This window comes from Baekduia sp., from assembly GCF_035685985.1.
In the GTDB taxonomy this organism is placed as follows: Bacteria; Actinomycetota; Thermoleophilia; order Solirubrobacterales; family Solirubrobacteraceae; genus Baekduia.
In genome coordinates this window covers 13,317-30,294 of record NZ_DASRZV010000006.1, presented here as the reverse complement: position 1 = coordinate 30,294, position 16,978 = coordinate 13,317, and the positions used below count along the sequence as shown (strand labels likewise).

Genomic DNA, 16,978 nt, shown 5'->3' with positions numbered 1-16,978 from the left:
GCCCGTTCCGTCCGCGGGGTGTGCGTCCGGTGGGGCGTCGTGGGAGGAACGCGCGAGGGGCGGTTGTCCGCCCGTCCGGCGGGCGGCTGTCCACCGTCTCCCACGCGAGCGGACGTGCCTAGGATTCGCTCATGCCCTCCTCCCTCCTGCTTGCCCGGCGGCGCGTCGCGCTGCTCGCGGTGTCCTGCGCAGCGGTCGCGATCCCCGTCGCGGGCTGCGGCTCGTCCTCGTCCAACAGCTCCGCCGGCGCGCCGGGGACCGATCCGGCCGCGCTGCTGCCCGCGTCGGTGCCCGTGTACGTCGAGGCGCAGGTGCGCCCGACCGGCGAGCTGGCCGCCAACGCCAAGACGGTCGCGGGCAAGATCCTGCGCACGACCGACCCGGGCGGCAAGATCGTCGGGCTGATCGACGCCGCCGCCAAGAAGAAGGGCGGGTCGTACGAGAAGGACGTCGAGCCGTGGCTGGGGCAGCGGGCGGGCATCGCGGTCACCGGCGTGCGCGGTGGCGGCGGGAAGGACGTCGACGTGGTCGGCGCGATCGCCTCCAAGGACGACGACGCCGCCAAGGCGTTCCTGGAGCAGTACGTCAAGGGCGGGACGCGGACCTACCGCGACGTCGAGTACCGGTACGACAGCGGCGACGACCTGGCCGCGGCGGTCGTCGACCACGCGGTGCTGGTCGGAACCGAGCGCGGGTTCAAGTCGGCGCTCGACGCGCGGTCGGGCACGTCGCTGGAGAGCGCGGGCGCGTTCAAGAAGGCGCGCGGGACCGTCGGGACCGACGGCCTGGGCTTCGCCTACGTGGATCCGAGCCGGTTCTTCGACCTCGCGCTCGGCGCGGCGAACGGGTCCGGGTCGCTGAAGGGCTCCAACGCGCAGTCGCTGCAGGCGTTCAAGGGGTTGTTGACGGGCAGCGGCCTGCAGTCGGTGGCGGCGTCGCTGGACGTGACGAGCAACGCGCTGCGGATCGACGCGGCGGCGATCGGCCTGAAGCAGGGCGGCGGGTCCTCGTCGGGCGCGGGCGCGGGCGACAGCGCGGCGGCGGCCGCGTCGGCGCCGGCGGGCGCGTGGCTGAGCATCGGCCTGGGCGACGTCGGCGGGACGTTCAAGTCGTCGCTCTCGACGCTGGGCTCCGCCGGCGCGACGGGCGGCATCGACCCCGCGACGCTGATGGCGCAGCTGAAGGCCCAGCTCGGCATCGACATCAACAAGGACCTGCTGGCGTGGATGGGCAAGGCGGACCTGTTCGTGAAGGGCACCACGATGAGCGACCTCGGCGGCGCGCTGGTCGTGACCTCCAAGGACCCGGCCGCGTCGAAGGCGGCGATCCCGAAGCTCAAGCGGTTGTTGTCCGGGTTGAACGTCAAGACCGCCGACCTGTCGGGCCCGGGCACCGGCGGCGCGACCGGCTTCACGGTCGCCGTCGGCGGCCCGGTCGCCGGCGGCATCAAGGTCGCGGCCAAGGACGACAAGTTCGTGGTCGCCTACGGCGCCTCCGCGCTGAAGGACGCGCTGGACGGCAGCGACAAGCTCGGTGACAGCGATCCCTACAAGACCGCCGCGGGCCTGCTGGAGGGCGCCAAGCCGTCGCTCTTCCTCGACACCCCGCAGGTCGTCAAGCTGATCGGCTCGGTCGCCGGCTCCAACCAGGACTTCGCCAAGGCGAAGCCCACGCTCGACGCCTTCGGCCCGGCCGCCGCCGGCACCGTGCGCGAGGGCGACGTGACGCACCTCAAGGCCGCGGTGTCCGTGCCGTAGGACGAGCAGACGCTCGCGTTCGGGGCGCCGCCACGTGCGGCGGCGCCTGTACCGGGCGCGCGGCGACCGCGGCCTCAGGGCACGCGGGCCAGGCGGGGGTTCGGGTTCTCGCCGCGGCCGACCTTGGCGACGGGGTTGCCGTCGACGCGGACGATGTCGGCGGTGAAGTCGTTCTGGCCGCGTAGGAGCGAGGAGCCGACACCGTAGGCGTCGACCGGGGCGCCCTCGGCTTCGAAGTGCTGGATCTTGGTCGCGTCGAAGCCACCGGAGGCGACGATGCGCACGCGGGAGTGCCCGGCGTCGTCGAGGGCGGCGCGGACGCGGCGGGCCAGCTCGACGTTCACGCCGCGCGGTGCCTCGGGCCCGAGGTCGGAGAGGGTCTCGTCGACGAGGCGCTCCGAGGTGTCCAGGCGCACGCCCCACAGCTCGTCGCCGAGCGCGTCGGCGACCTCGACCGCCGTCTTCGCCGAGGCGTTCTCGAAGTCCACGAGGACCGTGACGTTCACGCGGCCGCTGTAGCGGCGGGCGAAGGCGCGCGCGGCGGCGACGGTGTCCCCGCCGAAGGCGGCGATCAGCGCGTGCGGCACGGTCCCGACGCCGCGACCGCCCCACCACGAGGCCTGCGCGTCGGTCGAGACGCCGATCGCCCCGGCGACGTGCGCGGCCCAGCCGTCGCCGGTCTGCACGAGCCAGTGGTCGTGGCGCGCCGGGAAGAACAGGATCTCCTTGCCGCGGGCGGCGTCGACCACCGCGCGCACGTTGCGCATCACCAGCGACCGGCGGGCCATGCACCCGAGGTAGACGGTCTCCAGGTGCGCGAACCGCGCGTAGTCGCCCTCGATCGTCATCACGGTCTCGAAGGGCTCGATCGCGTCGCCCTCGTGCAGGGCGTGCACGACGAGGTCGTCCCAGGCCGGCACCCACACGCCGTCGGCGCCGACGTGCCCCGCGCCCACCTTCAGCACCGCGATCGCCTCGTCGATCCCGCCCAGCAGCGACTCCTGCTTCTGGAACACCTGCATCAGCACCCGCGGGTGGCGGTCCTCGGCCTCCAGCAGCTCCTTGGTGCCGTTGAAGTACGCGTCGCTGTAGTAGCCGGCGCGCAGACGGCCGACGGGCAGCTGGAAGGTCGCGGGATCGAGTCGCAACGGATCAGGCGCCATCGAGCGAACCTAGCGAGCGCCGCGCCGGGACGTGGTGCGACGGGACGGCCGCCATCGGCGGCCGGACGCGGGCGCCCGCGCGGTGCCGCTCCGCCTACGCCAGGCCATGGACAAGCCCGGCGGCGACGAGGAGCAGGACGGCGGGCACGAGCAGCAGCGCGATCGCCAGCTGGATCCGAGGCGACGCCCGGGCGGCCTGATCGCGCAGGGCGCGCGCCCGATCCGCGCGCGCCTCCTCGGCCAGCGCGGTCAACGCGGGCGCCAGCGACGCCCCATGACGGTCGGCACGGTCGATCGCCGCGACGAGCGTGGCGAGCGCCGGGACGGGCAGCGCCCGGCGCAGCTCGGCCAACGCGTCCGCCCGTGGGACGCCGAGCGTCAGCCGCTCGGCCAGCGCGCGCAGTTCCGCCGCGACGAGGCCGCCGCGATGACGGCCGACCTCCGTCAGCGCCCGACCGGTCGGCAGCCCGGCGGCGACCGCCACCCGGAGGAGGTCCAGCACGTCGGCCAGCTCGACCCGCGCCTGCTGCGCCCGCCGGCGGCCGCGCCGCGCGAGGTGGAGGTCGAGCGCCAGGAACCCCGCCGCCGCGGCGAGCGGCAGCGCGAGCAGCATCAGACGCGGCGGCAAGGTCGCGACGACGGGCGCCGACGCGAGCACCGCCGCCGCGCCGCCGCCCGCCTTCATGGCCATGGCGTCCGCGGGCCGGAGCCGCGCGGCGAGCCCGGCGGCGGCCAGCCGCGCCTCGAGGTCCCGCGGCGCCGCGGGCGCCCCGATCCGGCGCCCGAGGCGCGCCAGCGCGGTCACGGCGCGCTGCGGTCCCGACGGCGTGGCCCGCCCGGCGGCGGCCGCGCGTCGCTCGGCGAAGAGCACCGCCACGTCGCAGAGCCCGACGGCGGACAGCACGCCGGCGACGCCGGCGAGGAGGATCGCGACGCTCACGGCGCCCCCAGCCGCGCGATGCGGTTGATGATGAACATGGCGAAGGCGGCCAGCAGCAGGCCCGCGCCGAGCAGCAGGCGCGAGCGTGCGTCGGCGGCCATGCCGCTCAGCGAGCCGGGCGCGACCAGCTCGGAGAGCACGAGGCTGACGACCGGCAGGCCCGCGACGAGCCGCGCCGACGCGCGGGCCTGGGACATCAGCGAACGGGCGTCGGCCTCGACGCGCCGGGCGTTCTCGGTGCTGTCGGCGACGGTCCGCAGCAGCGCGGCGAGGTCGCCGCCGGCCTCACGCTGCAGCAGGATCGCGGCGACCAGCGTGTCCCACGACGGGTCCTGGGCCCGGTCACGCAGGGACAGCAGGACGGCTTCGGTTCGCTCCCCGAGCGCGAGGCGGTGCGCGGCGCCACGCAGCTCGGTCCCGGCCGCGCCGGTCACCGCGCCCGGCCGGCCGAGGTCGGCGAGCGCCGAGCGGATCGACCGCCCTCCGGCGAGCGCATCGGCCATCGCGCGGGCGACCTGCGGCACCGCGGCGACCAGCGCCCTCCTCCAGCGACGGCGGCGCGCGGCGAGCAGCGGTCCGACGCAGGCGGGCGCCGTCAGCGCGAGCGCGCAGCCCGCGAAGGGACCGGCGAGCAGCCATCCCGCCGCGAGCATCGAGCAAGCCCCGAGGATCGCCAGCCGTCGCCGCTCCGGCGGGGTCGGGACGCGCCCGGCCCGCCCCGCGAGCCGCAGCGGCGCCAGGACGCGCGCGACCGTCCGCGCCGGGCCGCCGGCCTCGACGATCGTCAGCAGGTCCCACGCGCCGAACACCGCCGCCCCGGCGGCGAGCGCGGCCAACGCGGGCGCCGTGGACGTCACGTCTCCCCCAGCCGGTCGGCCAGCGCCGCGGAGGGCGGATGCCAGCGTGGCTGCCCGTCGGCGAACGTGAGGATCGGACGCGTGGCGGGCCCCGCGGCGACGCGGACGACCTCGGCGATGGCCGTGACGCGGCGCCGCCCCTCCGCGGCGCGAGCTTGGTGGACGACGAGGTCGACGGCGTCGGCCAGCTGGTCGCGGATGGCCGTGAGCGGCAGGTCGAGGTCGGCCATCAAGGCGAGCGTCTCGATGCGGCGCAGCGCCTCGGTCGGCGACCCGGCGTGGACGGTCGACAGCGAGCCGTCGTGGCCGGTGGTCATCGCGGCGAGCATGTCGAGGGCCTCGCCCCCACGGATCTCCCCCACGACGATCCGATCGGGCCGCATGCGCAGCGCGTTGCGCACGAGCGCGCGCGTGGTGACCGCGCCACGCCCCTCGACGTTGGCGGGACGGCTCTCCAACCGCACGACGTGCGGCTGCTGCAGCCGCAGCTCCGCGGTGTCCTCGATCGTCACCACGCGGTCGCCGGACGCGATGAACGAGGACAGCGCGTTCAAGGTGGTGGTCTTGCCCGAGCCCGTGCCGCCGCTGACCACCACGTTCAGCCGCGCGTCCACGGCGCGGGTCAGGAAGGCCTTCACCTCCGGCGTCCACGTGCCCAGCGCGACCAGCTCGTCGGCGCCGATCGGACGCGCCCGGAAACGACGGATCGTCAGCGTCGGGCCGTCGACGGCCAGCGGCGGCAGGACGACGTTGACCCTCGACCCGTCCTGCAGGCGCGCGTCGACCATCGGCTCGGCCTCGTCGGCGCGGCGCCCCAGCGGGGCCAGGATCCGCTCGATGGCGTGGCGCAGCTCGGCCTCGGTGGCGAACGCCACGTCGGTGCGCTCCAGACACCCGCCGCGCTCGACCCAGACCGCGGCGCGCGGCCCGGCGCCGTTGACCATCACCTCGTCGACGGTCGGGTCGGCGAGCAGCGGCTCGAGCGGGCCCAGGCCGAACGAGCGGCGCGCGATGCGCGCGGCGAGGTCCTCGCGCGTGGGCTCGTCCAGCACGCCGGCCTCGCGGTCGACGAGCGCGCGGATGCGCTCGGCCAACGGCGCGTCGGCGGTGGCGCCGCCCGCTTCGGCCAGGAGGCGTTCGCGCAGCCGGTCCGCGAGGTCGTCGATGGCATGGTGGGTCATGCCGTGCTGAGGCGGGCGGGACCGAAAGCTCGCCCCCGGGGTGTCAGCGCGCGGACGTGGCGATCTGGCGGCTGCGCCGGCGGACCAGCCCGGCCAACGTCGTACCGCAGAGCACGGCCAGCAGGACGTAGCAGAGGGTGTCGGACGTCGCCTTGGCCAGGGCGCCGCCCCCGGCCGCCCCGCCGACCATTCCCAGCGCCCAGGCGAGGTTGACCAGGCCGAAGGCCAGGCCCTGGTCGGCGCCGACCCGCTCGGCCGCCTCCGAGAGCAGCGTCATCGCCGGGGCCCAGAACGCGCCGAACGCGGCGGTCGCCGTGACCATCACCAGCGCGCACAGCACCGCGATCTGCGGGATCGGCACGACGAGGACGATCACGGTCGCGGCCAGCAGGCCCATCCGGATCGGCACCAGCGCGCCGCGCCGGTCGGCGACCCGGCCGACGATCGGGCTCATGCCGCCCTCGACCGCGGCGGAGATCAAGAACGTCGCCGCCACGCCCGCCTCGCCGGCCCCGAGCTCGTCGAGCCGCAATGGGACGAGCACGTCGAGGACGCCGAAGGACAGGCCGGGCAGCGCCACGAGCCAGAGGCCGGCGCGAACCCGCGATGTCTTCAGCGTGTGGCGCAGCGAGGCCCCCGGCTCCGCGCCCGCCTGGCCGCCCTGGCAGCCCGCCGCGGCGAACCCGAGGCCGATGGCGATCGCCGCCACCGCCCCGAAGACCGGCCGTGTCCCCAGCGCCGCCGCGGCGGCGCCCAGCGCCGGCCCCAGCAGCGCGCCGCCGACGGCGGCGCCCAGCGCCGTGCCGATCAGCTCGCCGCGCCGTGCCGCCGGAGCCTCGCCCACCAGCCACGCCAGACCGCCCGCCCACGAGCACGCCCCGCCGACGCCCTGCACGAACCGCGCGAGGTCGAGAACCAGTGCAGAGGACGCGAACGCGAAGCCGACGCTCGACGCCCCCAGCAGCACGAGGCCCGCGAGGACCGTTCGCTTCGGTCCGAAGCGCACCGCGAAGATCCCGCCGGGCAGGGCGCCGACGAGCGTCCCGGCGGGATAGGCCGCCAGCAGGACGCCCGCCGAGGCCTTCGAGAGATCCAGGTCTTTCGCGTAATGCGGCAGCAACGGGGCCACCACGGCGTAGAACGTGGTGTCCACGAAGACGATCGCGCTGAGGACCAGGAGCAGTCGGCGCACGGCCGCAACCTATCGGGGAGGCGGCGCCGTACGCCGCTCCGGCATCGATTGCTAAAAACGACGAAGGCCGAGCGGAGTTCCGCCCGGCCTTCGCACAGGGAGTTGCTCGATCGCGGGAGGTCAGCCCTGGGGCCCGCCCTTGCCGTCCCAGCCCGCGTCAGCGAACCAGGGGGACGGATCCCACGGGCCGAAGAGCAGACCGGTCGCGCGGTCGGGCCGGCCGGCGGTGTCCCAGGCGGCGAAGGTGACGTCGTATGCCTCGGTGACGCCCGGGCCCGGGTCGGCGTCGTAGGCGGCGAACGGGATCGCGTCGCCCACCTGCTGGCTGCCGTCGAACGGCGGCCAGGCGTCGGTGCCGATGCGGGTCCAGCGGCCGCACGTCGCGGCGTGCGGGTCGGGCAGGCAGGGGTTGAACGGCTGCACGCGGTAGCCAACCTGCAAGCGGCTCAGCTGCGCCTCGACGAAGTTGCTCCAGCCGTCGTTGTCCTGGTCGTCGGCGCCGTCCAGGATGCCGTCGCCGTCGCTGTCCGGGTTGGTCGGGTCGAGATCGGAGAACTGGCGGATCGCGTAGGGCTTCTCGTCCTTGTACTGGTCGACGGTCTTCCACCACTCCTGCTCGCCGCGGAAGTTGAGCTCGACCATGTTGGAGAGCCCGTCGCCGTCCTCGTCGCGCTCGTCGTCGGTGAGGTTGCCGTCGTGGTCGAGGTCGAGCGGGTTGCCGGGGAGCACCGGCTGCTTGCCGCCGGAGTTCTGCGTGCCGTCGCTGTAGGCGACGAGCGGGAAGCCGGTCTTGCTGGCCTTCCAGAGCGTGAACTCCTGGATGGCGGTGAGGCCGTCGCCGTCGAAGTCGTCGTTGGGGTCGCTCGGGTCGAGCGGGTTCGGCCACGGCTTGGTGCCGGGGTACGGGACCGAGGCGCCGTTGAGCTGCTGCGCCGACCAGTACTCCCAGCCGTCGTCCATGCCGTCGCCGTCGGTGTCGGCCAGGCACGGGTCGAGCTGGTAGCGCAGCTCGAGGCCGTTGGTGAGACCGTCGCCGTCGGTGTCGGCGTCGGGCGTCAGGGCCGCCTGCTGCTGGCAGGTCAGCGCCGGCGGGGCCGCCGCGGCGGGCGCCGGGGTCGAGGTCGAGGTCGAGGTGCCGTCGGACGTCGGCTTGGAGACGACCGCCTTCTTGATCGGCGAGACGATCGGCGAGCGGCTGTTCTTCGTCCAGGCCTTGCCCATCCGCGAGCCCACGATCCGCAGGCGCAGCTGGGTGGCGACCAGGTTGTCGTCGCGCTTGACCAACAGCTCGGCGACCTTGCTCGGGATCGTCACGACGAGCGACGTCGCCGTCGCCTTGTCGGCCTTGACGAAGACCACGGGCTGGCCCTTGCGGTAGAAGACGACGCTGCTCTTGCCCTTGCCGGCGCGGAAGTGCGCGCCCTTCACGGTCAGCTGCTGGCCGATCGTGATCTTGCGCGGCTTGATGTTGGAGACGGTGGGATAGACCACCACCTTCTTCGGCGCAGCGTTGGCGGCCGCAGGGGTCAGAAGACCGGCGGCGACGATGGCGAAGGAAAGGGAACGAAGGATTCGCAGCATGTGAGAGCCTCGGCCCCGGGTATCGGTCGTGGGGGTGAACCCTTGAGGTGGGGACCCCGCGCTGGACGGTTGGCCGAGGCATGAGCGGACAGACCGGCGCGTGCGGTGTGGGCGCTTCATCGGAGGTCGGCGCCCACCGTCGTGCCGGTCAGGCCGTGGCGGCGGTCGCCCGCGGCGCGCGGCAGCAGCCGCAGCTCGCGCGCGAAGGACTCCGCGGCAGCCAGGAAGACGGCCTGCCGGACCGTGACGCGCAGGGAGACCGCCACCCGGTCGGAGCCCGCGGAGGCCTCGGCGCCGTCCTGATCGGACGCGACGGCGTGCGCGGCGAGCACCTCGGCATCCTCCAGCGCGACCGACGTGGACCCGGCGGCCGGGCCGTCGCCGCGCTCCCTGGTGACGAGGACGTCCACGCGACCGCCCGCGTGGATCAGGCCCGACGGGCCGCGCGCGACGAGGTCGGCGACGCGCTCGCCGACACGCACCGGCGCGCCGGCCGCGGTGCCTGCGGCGGCGGCGCCGTCGTCGATCACCGCGGGGCTGAGGTCCTCCCCGGCGTCCACCGCGACCGCGGCCTTGGCGTGGTCCAACGCCGCGGGGGACGCGTAGGCCAGCGCCGGCGCGAACCGCGCCGGCACCTGCCGCACCGCGAGGTCGTCGCGCCTGAGCGTCGCCCCGGCACGGATCGGCGCGCGGGCGACGACGACCGGCACGGTCGGCCCGACCGCACGGCGCAACGCGCCCTCGCGGCCCGCGACGTCGGAGGCCGCCAGGCCGCCGAGGACGAGCGCGAGGCCGAGCAGGACGGCGGCGCGGCGGCGACGGGTCACGGCGCCGCTCCCGCGACCGCGGAGAGGACGATGGCGGAGCCGCCGCCCCAGGGCATCTCGACGCCCAACGCCACCACCGCGAAGACGGCGAGGACGAAGAGCAGGGCCCGGATCTGCAGGCCGGCCAGCGCGATCGCCGGCCGCAGCAGCAGGCGCATGAGCCGGGCACGCGTCATGCCACGGGCTCCGTGACCGGACCGGCGAGCACGGGCAGCTCGATCGCGACGCCGGTCGTGCCGGTCGGCACCGAGAGACGTCCGCCGCAGTGGCGCAGCACCGAGGTGGCGATCGCCAGCCCGCGGCCTCGCGTGCCCCGGCCGCCCGACGCGCGCCGGGTCAGCTCGCCGATCGCGGCGGGCAGCCCGGGGCCGCCGTCGCTGACCTCGACGCGGACGCGATCCCCGACGAGCAGCGTTCGGACCACGATCGCGCCGCCGCCGTGCTCGATGGCGTTGGCCAGCACGTTGCCGGTCGCCTGGGCGATGCGCAGCGCGTCGGCGTGGACGACCGCGGTGCCGACGCCGGGCTCCAGCGTCAGCGTCGCCCCGTGGGCCTCCGCGACGTCCTGCCAGGTCCGGACCTGGCAGGACAGCAGCGCGTGGAGGTCGACGTCGTCGGGCCGCGCGTGTGCCGGGTCCTCCAGCGCCAGCGCCGCCCGGCGCAGCTCCAGCTCCAACGCGGCGACGGTCGCGGGTGGGATCTCGCCGCGCCGCGCCGCCCCGTGCAGCGCGAGGTGCGTCGCCGTCAGCGGGCCGCGCACCTCGTGCGCCACCCGCGCGGCGCGCTCGCGCAGGCCGCGGGCGACGATCCGGCCGTGCAGCGTCGCGACGACCGCGAGCGTCGCCACCGTCAGCAGCGCGGTCATGCCAACTCCAGCCCGGGGTCGTCGATGAGCCGGTAGCCGACGCCCCACACGTTGATGATGAACCGCGCACCGTCGATGCCGAGCTTCTGGCGCAGGCGGCAGGCGTGCGAGTCCAGGGTCCTGCTCGAGGAGTGCGAGCGGAAGCCCCAGACCGTCCGGAGCAGGTCGGCCTTCGTGTGGACCGCCGTCGGCGCGCCCGCGAGCACCCGCAGCAGCGCGAACTCCGTCTGGGTCAGCTCGACCTTGCGCCCGGAGACGCGGACGTCGCGCGTCGTCGGGTCCAGCTCCAGCGGGCCGACGCGCAGCCGTCCCGTGCGTCGGCGTCCCTCGGAGCGGCGCAGGAGCGCGTTGATCCGCGCACGGACCTCCGCATAGGCGAAGGGCTTGGGCACGAAGTCGTCCGCGCCCGCGCTGAAGGCGCGGAGGCGGTCGTGCTCGCTGCCGCGGCCGCTCAGCACGAGCACCGGCAGGTGGCGGTCGATCCGTGAGCCGGCGCGGTCGGCGCCGCGGACGTCGCGGATCACCCCCAGGCCGGAGCCGTCGGGGAGGCCGACGTCCAGGACCGCGAGGTCCGGGAACTTCGTCTCGATGAGGCGCAGCGCGTCCTTGGCCGTGTCGGCAACCAGCAGCTCGAGGCCATCGGCTGCCAGCTCGTCGGCGAGGAACGTCCGCGTCGTCGCGTCGTCCTCGGCGACGAGGATGGTGGCGGGCGTATCGTTCATGATCCCCGTAGGGACCGACGGTCAAGAACTCGCCCCCCTCCCCCGTGAACGAATCCGATCATCGGAAGGGGCGCGCGTCGGTGAGGCGAATTCGCCACCCAACGGTCGGCCGCAGGTCGAGCGGACGGACTGCAAGATCCATCCCATGACCTGCGCACGCGAAGGGATCGGGCATACGATGCCGACGACTTCGGGAGCCGCCGTCCTACCTCGGCGCGACCACACCGAATCATCACGATGAACGACGCACGCCGAGGCAATTACGACAGCGGAGAGGACTTCGTCCTCGAATACGGGGAGCTCCGCTTCACCTTCAACGAGCGCGACTTCCGCGAGCGCTGCGAGCAGGCCGCCAACAAGCTGGGGTTCGTCTCCGGCCGGTTGGACGACCCCGAGCTCGAGGACCTCGTGACGCTGAGCGTCAACGGCGAGATCCAGGAGCCGGCGTCCGCGCTGGGCGAGCACGTCAACGACTGCTGGCCCGAGCTGGTCGGCCCGAGCGATCGCTCGCTCGTGCACTGGCTGCGCCGCCTCGTCTTCCGCTCCGCCTGGCTGGACCAGCGCGTGAAGGAGGGCGAGCTCGACGTCGAGTTCGACGCCGACTCGCACACCTTCATGTACGTGCAGCCCGACCGCGACGGCGAGCCCGTCGAGCTGGCGCCCGAGCCCTCGTGGGGCCGGGTCGCCTACGTGCCGCGCTAGCCGAACCCTGCGGGTTTGGCCCCCCCCTGGGCCAACACCCGCAAGGCTCTGGGCGAGCCCTAGCCCAGGGCCTGCGCGCGGGCCTTGGCGATCGCGTCCGCGCCGGCCTCGCCGACGAGGAGCTCCGGGCGCAGCGCGCCGGAGCCGACGAGGTCGAGCGCCGGGAACTGGCCGGTGCGCGTCAGCGTGCGGTCCAGGGCGATGATCGTCGTCTCGCCGCCGACCGGCGCGGCGGCCGTGGCGACGACCGTCAGCGAGCCGCCGTCGACGACGTTGCGGGCGGCCGCCAGCGCGCGGCGCGCCGCGTGGGTGGGCAGGCCGTCGAGGCCGTCGATCAGGACGACGACGTCGCCGCCGCGCGCGGTGATGCGCTTGGCGGTGTCGATCGCGCGCTCGACGGCCTGGGCCGCGGCGTCCTGCGAGGCGCCCAGCGACAGGGCGGCGACCGGCTCGACGTCGCCGGCGCGCCACTCCGCGCACTCCTCCGGGCGCACGGCGGCGAGCACGACGTGGACCTCGAGGCCCTCGACGCCGTTCAGCGCGCCCGCCAGACGCTTCAGCGCCTCGGACTTGCCCGCGTGGGCCTCGCCGACGATGCTCACGCGCGAGCCCTTGCCGATCGGCGTCAGCCACTCGATCGCCTTCAGCGTCGCGTCGTCGGAGCCCAGCGCGAAGCGCTCGGTCGGCAGCGCGCACGGCAGGTCGTCGAAGTGCGTGCCCTCGGCGACCTCGTCGGCCGGGCGGCCGTTGATCGTGTCGATGCGGACCAGCGACGGGTAGCGCTCCGAGCGGCGCGGCTCGCGGACCGGGCCGCCGACCGTGTCGCCGGACACCAGCTCGCAGCGGCGGACCTGGGCGGCCGAGATGTAGACGTCGTCGTCGGAGGGCTCCGGCGGCGTCAGGCGGACGAAGCCCGAGCCGTTGGGCAGCAGCTCGACCGCGCCCTCGACGACGCGCTCCTCGCGCTCCTCGTCGCGGTCGCGGTCGCGATCCCGATCGCGGTCCCGATCGCCGCCCCGGCCACGCCCGCCGCGCGAACGGCGCCGCGGCTTGGCCTCCTCCTCGGCGTCCTCGTCCTCGGCCTCGGCCTCGGCCTCGACGACGTCCTCCTCGATCTGCTCCTCGACGACCTCGTCCTCGGTCGCCACGACGTCGTCGCCGGCGTCCTCGTCGGTGGCGCCGTCCTCGACGGCGTCCTTGCGGCGCGAGCGCCCGCCGCGACGCGAGCGGCGCTTGGGCGCCTCCTCCTCGACGGTCTCGACGGCCTCGACCTCGGCCTCGGCGACCGCCTCCTCCCCACCCTGGGTCTCGATGATCTTGTCGATCAGGTCGGCCTTGCGCAGACGGCGGTAGCCGTCCATGCCGATCTCGGACGCGATGGTGTGCAGGTCGGCCAGAGGGCTGGCCTCGAGCGCGGAACGGGTGATGACGGACAAGATGGTCCTCCTTGTTGGTGGTGTCGGTCGGCGTCCGCCCCGCGTTGCCATGCAGCGGGACGGCGACTCTCCAGTGACCGCGGACCGTAGCGCAGTCGGCGGCGGGTTGTTGTGTGACTACCGGTCCGACGTCTGCGCGCGGATCCACTTCAGCGCGTCGTCGTCGGCGTCGAAGGCGCCGATCTCGGCCTCTCCGGCCAGGACGGCGCGCACGCCGAGGTAGTCGACGGTCGCCGCCACGTCGTGGACGCGGACGATCGCGGCGCCGTGCGCGGCCGCGAAGCCCACCGCCGCGAGCGTGCCCGCCAGGCGCTCGGCCGGCGGGCGGCCCGTGATCGCCGCCAGGAAGTACTTGCGGGAGACCGCGGCCAGCCACGGATGGCCCAGCGCGACCAGGCGGTCGATGGCGCGCAGCGTCTCGACCGACTCGGCCGGCGACTTGGCGAAGTCCGGGCCCGGGTCGACGATCAGGCGGTCCGGCGAGACCCCGCGCTCGACCGCGACCGCGCATCGTTCGGCCACGAAAGACACCACATCGCTGACGACGTCTCCGCCGTAGTCGGCGAAGTGCTCCTGCTTGGGCGCGGCGCGCGTGTGCATCACGACCAGCGACGCGCCGGCGCGCGCGACGGCGTCCGCGAGCGCGACGTCGCGCAGGCCGCTCACGTCGTTGAGCACGTGCGCGCCCGCGTCCAGCGCCGCCTCGGCCACCAGCGGCTTCCACGTGTCGACCGAGACGACGATCCCGTCGGTGACCAGGCGCGCCACCAGCGGCACGACGCGCCCGCGCTCGACCTCGGCGGCGGTGACGTCGGTGTACGTGACGCCCGACTCGCCGCCGACGTCGATGAGGTCCGCGCCCTCCTCGACCAGCCGGTGCGCCAGGGCGACCTGGGCGTCGAGCGTCGTCGTGCGCACGGCGTCGGAGAACGAGTCCGGGTTCGCGTTGACGATGCCCATCACCAGCGGACGGCCGGGCCGCAGGTCGAGCTCGCGGTCGCGGAGGGTCAGGCGGGCGGTGGGCGCGGTCACGAGGTGAGACCGTAATGCAGGAACAGGTGGTCGTCGGCGCGATGCACGTCGCGCAGCGTCAGGCGCGCGGGATCGGGCAGCCCGTCGCCCTCGACGACGGCCGGCGCGTCCCCCGCGGCCAGCAGCGGCGACACCGTCAGGCAGAGGTCGTCCAGGAGGCCCTCGGCGACCAGGCGGCGCAGCAGCGACGGGCCGCCCTCGCAGAGCACGCCGTGCACGCCGCGGCGGCGCAGGCCGTCGAGCACGCCGCGCAGCGTCAGCGGGGCCGGGAGCGTGACGACCTCCAGCTGGGCCGCGACCTCCGGGGGCGGCGCGAGCTCGTCGCTCGCCTCCGCGAACGCCACGATCGGCACGCCGGCCTCGTCGAAGATCGGGGCCTCGTCGACCGGCAGCCTCAGCCGCCGCGACACGGTCGCCACGACCGGATGCGCGGGCCGTCCCTCGGACAGCCGCCGCTCGCGCGCCTCGTCGTCGAGCAGGTCGGCGTACCGCTCGGCGGCCAGCGTGCCCGTCCCGACGAGGATCGCGTCGGCCTCGGCGCGCAGCTCGCGCAGCAGCGCGCGATCCTCCGGGTGGCCGAGCGCGACCGACCGCCCGGACACCGCCGCGCGCCCGTCGACCGTCGCGACCATGTCGGCGACGACGACGTCCCGCGTGCGCAGCCCCAGCGACGCGACGAACGCCCGCGCGGACCGCTCGCCGTCGTCGCTGAGACGTCGCACGCGCGAGGCCTACTTCTTCTTCTTGCCGCCGCTGATGTGGATCTCGCGCTCGGTCGCGACCGAGTTGCCGGCCTTGTCCGTCGCGCTGACCCGGATCGTGAACGCGCCGGTCTTGTCGTAGCTGTGCGAGGCCTTGCGCGCCTGCTGATAGCCGCTGCCGTCGCCCCAGTCGATCCGCACGTACTTGACGCCGGCGGCCTGGCCGGACGGCGGGAGCACGTCGTTGGCCTTGGCGGTCACGGTCACCACGCGCTTCTTGCGCGTGACCGAGAACGACACCGTCGGCGCCACCGTGTCGACCTTCAGCGGCTTGACCGCGGTCGTCACGGTCTGCCCGCGGCGGTCGGTCGCCGTCACGCGCCAGGTGTGCAGGCCCTCGCTGAGCGCGCCGACCGCGGGCGACGCCTTGGTCGTCTGCGTCTGCAGCAGCGGCTTGCCGTCGACGAGCACCGTGTAGGTCAACGGGCCCCACAGCTCCAGCGCCGTCCCCCACGCCAGCGGGTTCTTCAGCACGTTGCGCCAGTTCTTGGAGGACGTGGAGATCGTGAACGCGCCCGGCAGGCGGTCGTAGCTGCCGACGACGAGCTTGCGCTCCGACGGCGTGCCCTGGACCCACGCCCAGGCGAAGTCGCCCGTGCGGTCGCCGGAGCCGTCGAAGCCCGCCGTCGGGTCGACCGGGCCCAGCGCCGCGTTGCTCAGCAGCGCGTCGGGGCTCGGGCCCGGGATCGCGCGGCTGGAGGACTTGTCGTCGTAGAACGCGCCGTGCACGGTGCCGTCGCCGGCGCCGACGAAGGCGACGCCGCGGGCGTAGGTCTCGGCGACCGCGCCGACCGGCTGCGACGGCGAGCCGCTGCCGCCGATCACGCGGGCCGGGTTCAGCTTGTCGTCCTTGATCACGGCCGACAGCGCGGCGCCGCCGGCGGTCCCCACCGTCGCCACGCCGACGCCCTTGCCGTTGAGGTCGATCTCCGGGTTCTCGACGCTCTCGCCGCCCCACGGCAGGCCGTCGTAGGCGACGGTCGCGTCCGGGTCGACGCGCGAGCCGCGCAGCCGGACGCCGATCGCGCGCGACTGGGTCCCGCCCGCGCCGTCGGCGAACTGCTGGCGGAACGCGACCCACGCGAACGACGAGTCGTCCTCGATGTCCACCGCCGGCTGGTCGGCCGCGCCGCCCGGATGGCCGTCGTAGGTGGGCAGCGTGAGGTCGAGCACCGCGCTCGACGGGTTGGTCCCGTACATGCGCCGCGCGTAGACGTGGTTGGCCTCGGCCCACACCGCGACGCCCGTGCCGTCCGCCGAGATCGACACGCGCGAGCGCCCGTTGCCGCTGCCCGCCGCGTGCAGGTTGGGGTCGGCGTCCAGCGGGCCCGACAGCGGCGTGAAGCCCGCCGCCGTGCGGTCCATCCGCGCGCCGAGGACGTTGCCGTTGACCGTGTACGTCGCGTACGCCGCGCCGTTGAACGACATGTCGATCGACGGGTCGCTCGCGCCGGAGGCGATCAGCTGCGGCTGGCCCCAGGCCGGCGCGCCGGCCGGGCGGACGGTCGTGAAGACGCTGCCGCCGCTGATGTACGCGACCGCGAGGCGGCCGCCGTCCGACGCCGCGACGACCGGCTGCGACGACGTAGCGTCGATGCCGGCGTCCAGCCGCTCGGGGGCCTGCCACGCGCCGTTGACCAGCCGCGAGATGAAGATGTGGTCGACGCCCGCGTCGCTCTTGACGTAGACGACGGCTCCGGTGCCGTCGCGGGCGATGTCGACGTCGCCGACCGAGCGGATGTCGGGGCTGGGGCCGTCGATCGGCTCGCCGGCGAAGAACGCGGCGTGCGCTGGGCCGGCGGCTGCGGCGGGGGCCAGAACGGCGATGGACGTGGCGATGAGGGCCAGGCGGCGGCGCATGAGTCGCGAAGCTCGCTCCTACGAGAGGGGGTCGACGGTACGGCGGTCGTGTCGGGGAAACCGCCGGAACGCTGGAAGTTACGGTGTGACGGGGACGGGTTG

At 74.9% G+C, this 16,978-nt stretch carries 16 protein-coding genes; 2 read left to right on the top strand and 14 right to left on the bottom strand.

Going from position 1 to position 16,978, the window contains the following annotated elements; translation table 11 throughout:
• The first annotated feature begins 131 nt into the window (after nt 1-131).
• Nucleotides 132-1,757, top strand: coding sequence for a DUF3352 domain-containing protein (locus VFG42_RS02010; protein WP_324904711.1), 1,626 nt, complete (start codon nt 132-134; stop codon nt 1,755-1,757).
• Nucleotides 1,758-1,831: 74 nt separating this feature from the next.
• On the opposite strand, the gene VFG42_RS02005 is transcribed toward VFG42_RS02010, so the two are convergent.
• The 10 genes from VFG42_RS02005 to VFG42_RS01960 all read right to left on the bottom strand — a co-directional run bounded on the left by VFG42_RS02005 (nt 1,832) and on the right by VFG42_RS01960 (nt 11,085).
• Entirely contained in the window at nt 1,832-2,920 is a 1,089-nt protein-coding gene (locus tag VFG42_RS02005) for a quinolinate phosphoribosyl transferase (RefSeq protein WP_324904709.1), read from the bottom strand.
• Nucleotides 2,921-3,014: 94 nt separating this feature from the next.
• A complete protein-coding gene (locus tag VFG42_RS02000) occupies nt 3,015-3,860 on the bottom strand; it encodes a type II secretion system F family protein (RefSeq protein ID WP_324904707.1) in 846 nt (281 codons plus the stop codon).
• The gene (locus VFG42_RS01995) at nt 3,857-4,717 is read right to left on the bottom strand and encodes a type II secretion system F family protein (RefSeq protein WP_324904705.1); all 861 of its coding nucleotides are present in this window, start codon (nt 4,715-4,717) and stop codon (nt 3,857-3,859) included. Before VFG42_RS01995 ends, VFG42_RS02000 begins: the two co-directional genes overlap by 4 nt.
• Nucleotides 4,714-5,898: a CpaF family protein gene (locus VFG42_RS01990; protein WP_324904703.1), complete on the bottom strand. Its 1,185-nt coding sequence runs from the start codon at nt 5,896-5,898 to the stop codon at nt 4,714-4,716. The genes VFG42_RS01995 and VFG42_RS01990 overlap by 4 nt, the downstream gene beginning before the upstream one ends.
• A gap of 43 nt (nt 5,899-5,941) precedes the next feature.
• Nucleotides 5,942-7,090, bottom strand: a complete 1,149-nt coding sequence (locus tag VFG42_RS01985) for an MFS transporter (protein ID WP_324904701.1) — start codon at nt 7,088-7,090, stop codon at nt 5,942-5,944.
• A 120-nt stretch (nt 7,091-7,210) separates the two neighbouring features.
• Complete coding sequence (locus tag VFG42_RS01980) at nt 7,211-8,584, bottom strand: IPT/TIG domain-containing protein (RefSeq protein ID WP_324904699.1); 1,374 nt, start codon at nt 8,582-8,584, stop codon at nt 7,211-7,213.
• A 203-nt stretch (nt 8,585-8,787) separates the two neighbouring features.
• Nucleotides 8,788-9,498 (bottom strand): Flp pilus assembly protein CpaB, encoded by a 711-nt coding sequence (cpaB, locus tag VFG42_RS01975; protein WP_324904697.1) that lies wholly within the window; start codon nt 9,496-9,498, stop codon nt 8,788-8,790.
• The gene (locus VFG42_RS01970) at nt 9,495-9,674 is read right to left on the bottom strand and encodes a hypothetical protein (protein WP_324904695.1); all 180 of its coding nucleotides are present in this window, start codon (nt 9,672-9,674) and stop codon (nt 9,495-9,497) included. Before VFG42_RS01970 ends, cpaB begins: the two co-directional genes overlap by 4 nt.
• On the bottom strand, nt 9,671-10,363 hold the full coding sequence (locus VFG42_RS01965) for a HAMP domain-containing sensor histidine kinase (RefSeq protein WP_324904694.1): 693 nt from the start codon (nt 10,361-10,363) through the stop codon (nt 9,671-9,673). Before VFG42_RS01965 ends, VFG42_RS01970 begins: the two co-directional genes overlap by 4 nt.
• Nucleotides 10,360-11,085 carry a response regulator transcription factor gene (locus VFG42_RS01960; protein WP_324904691.1) on the bottom strand — a complete coding sequence of 242 codons (726 nt, stop codon included), beginning with the start codon at nt 11,083-11,085 and terminating at the stop codon, nt 10,360-10,362. Before VFG42_RS01960 ends, VFG42_RS01965 begins: the two co-directional genes overlap by 4 nt.
• 237 nt (nt 11,086-11,322) lie before the next feature.
• Here VFG42_RS01960 and VFG42_RS01955 point away from each other — a divergent pair, with 237 nt between their 5' ends.
• Nucleotides 11,323-11,787 (top strand): hypothetical protein, encoded by a 465-nt coding sequence (locus VFG42_RS01955; protein ID WP_324904689.1) that lies wholly within the window; start codon nt 11,323-11,325, stop codon nt 11,785-11,787.
• A 59-nt stretch (nt 11,788-11,846) separates the two neighbouring features.
• On the opposite strand, the gene VFG42_RS01950 is transcribed toward VFG42_RS01955, so the two are convergent.
• The 4 genes from VFG42_RS01950 to VFG42_RS01935 all read right to left on the bottom strand — a co-directional run bounded on the left by VFG42_RS01950 (nt 11,847) and on the right by VFG42_RS01935 (nt 16,876).
• Nucleotides 11,847-13,223, bottom strand: coding sequence for a Rho termination factor N-terminal domain-containing protein (locus tag VFG42_RS01950; protein WP_324904687.1), 1,377 nt, complete (start codon nt 13,221-13,223; stop codon nt 11,847-11,849).
• A gap of 117 nt (nt 13,224-13,340) precedes the next feature.
• Nucleotides 13,341-14,255, bottom strand: coding sequence for a dihydropteroate synthase (gene folP, locus VFG42_RS01945; RefSeq protein ID WP_324904685.1), 915 nt, complete (start codon nt 14,253-14,255; stop codon nt 13,341-13,343).
• Entirely contained in the window at nt 14,252-14,977 is a 726-nt protein-coding gene (locus VFG42_RS01940) for a RibD family protein (RefSeq protein ID WP_324904683.1), read from the bottom strand. The genes folP and VFG42_RS01940 overlap by 4 nt, the downstream gene beginning before the upstream one ends.
• A 9-nt stretch (nt 14,978-14,986) precedes the next feature.
• Nucleotides 14,987-16,876 carry a hypothetical protein gene (locus VFG42_RS01935; protein ID WP_324904681.1) on the bottom strand — a complete coding sequence of 630 codons (1,890 nt, stop codon included), beginning with the start codon at nt 16,874-16,876 and terminating at the stop codon, nt 14,987-14,989.
• Nucleotides 16,877-16,978 lie beyond the last annotated feature (102 nt).

Bases quoted from the DNA above. Each gene is read 5' to 3' on its own strand.
- VFG42_RS01970 (WP_324904695.1), bottom strand. From the start codon at position 9,674: ATGACGCGTGCCCGGCTCATGCGCCTGCTGCTGCGGCCGGCGATCGCG.
- VFG42_RS01990 (WP_324904703.1), bottom strand. From the start codon at position 5,898: ATGACCCACCATGCCATCGACGACCTCGCGGACCGGCTGCGCGAACGC.
- VFG42_RS01935 (WP_324904681.1), bottom strand. From the start codon at position 16,876: ATGCGCCGCCGCCTGGCCCTCATCGCCACGTCCATCGCCGTTCTGGCC.
- VFG42_RS01955 (WP_324904689.1), top strand. From the start codon at position 11,323: ATGAACGACGCACGCCGAGGCAATTACGACAGCGGAGAGGACTTCGTC.
- VFG42_RS01965 (WP_324904694.1), bottom strand. From the start codon at position 10,363: ATGACCGCGCTGCTGACGGTGGCGACGCTCGCGGTCGTCGCGACGCTG.
- VFG42_RS02010 (WP_324904711.1), top strand. From the start codon at position 132: ATGCCCTCCTCCCTCCTGCTTGCCCGGCGGCGCGTCGCGCTGCTCGCG.
- VFG42_RS01960 (WP_324904691.1), bottom strand. From the start codon at position 11,085: ATGAACGATACGCCCGCCACCATCCTCGTCGCCGAGGACGACGCGACG.
- VFG42_RS02005 (WP_324904709.1), bottom strand. From the start codon at position 2,920: ATGGCGCCTGATCCGTTGCGACTCGATCCCGCGACCTTCCAGCTGCCC.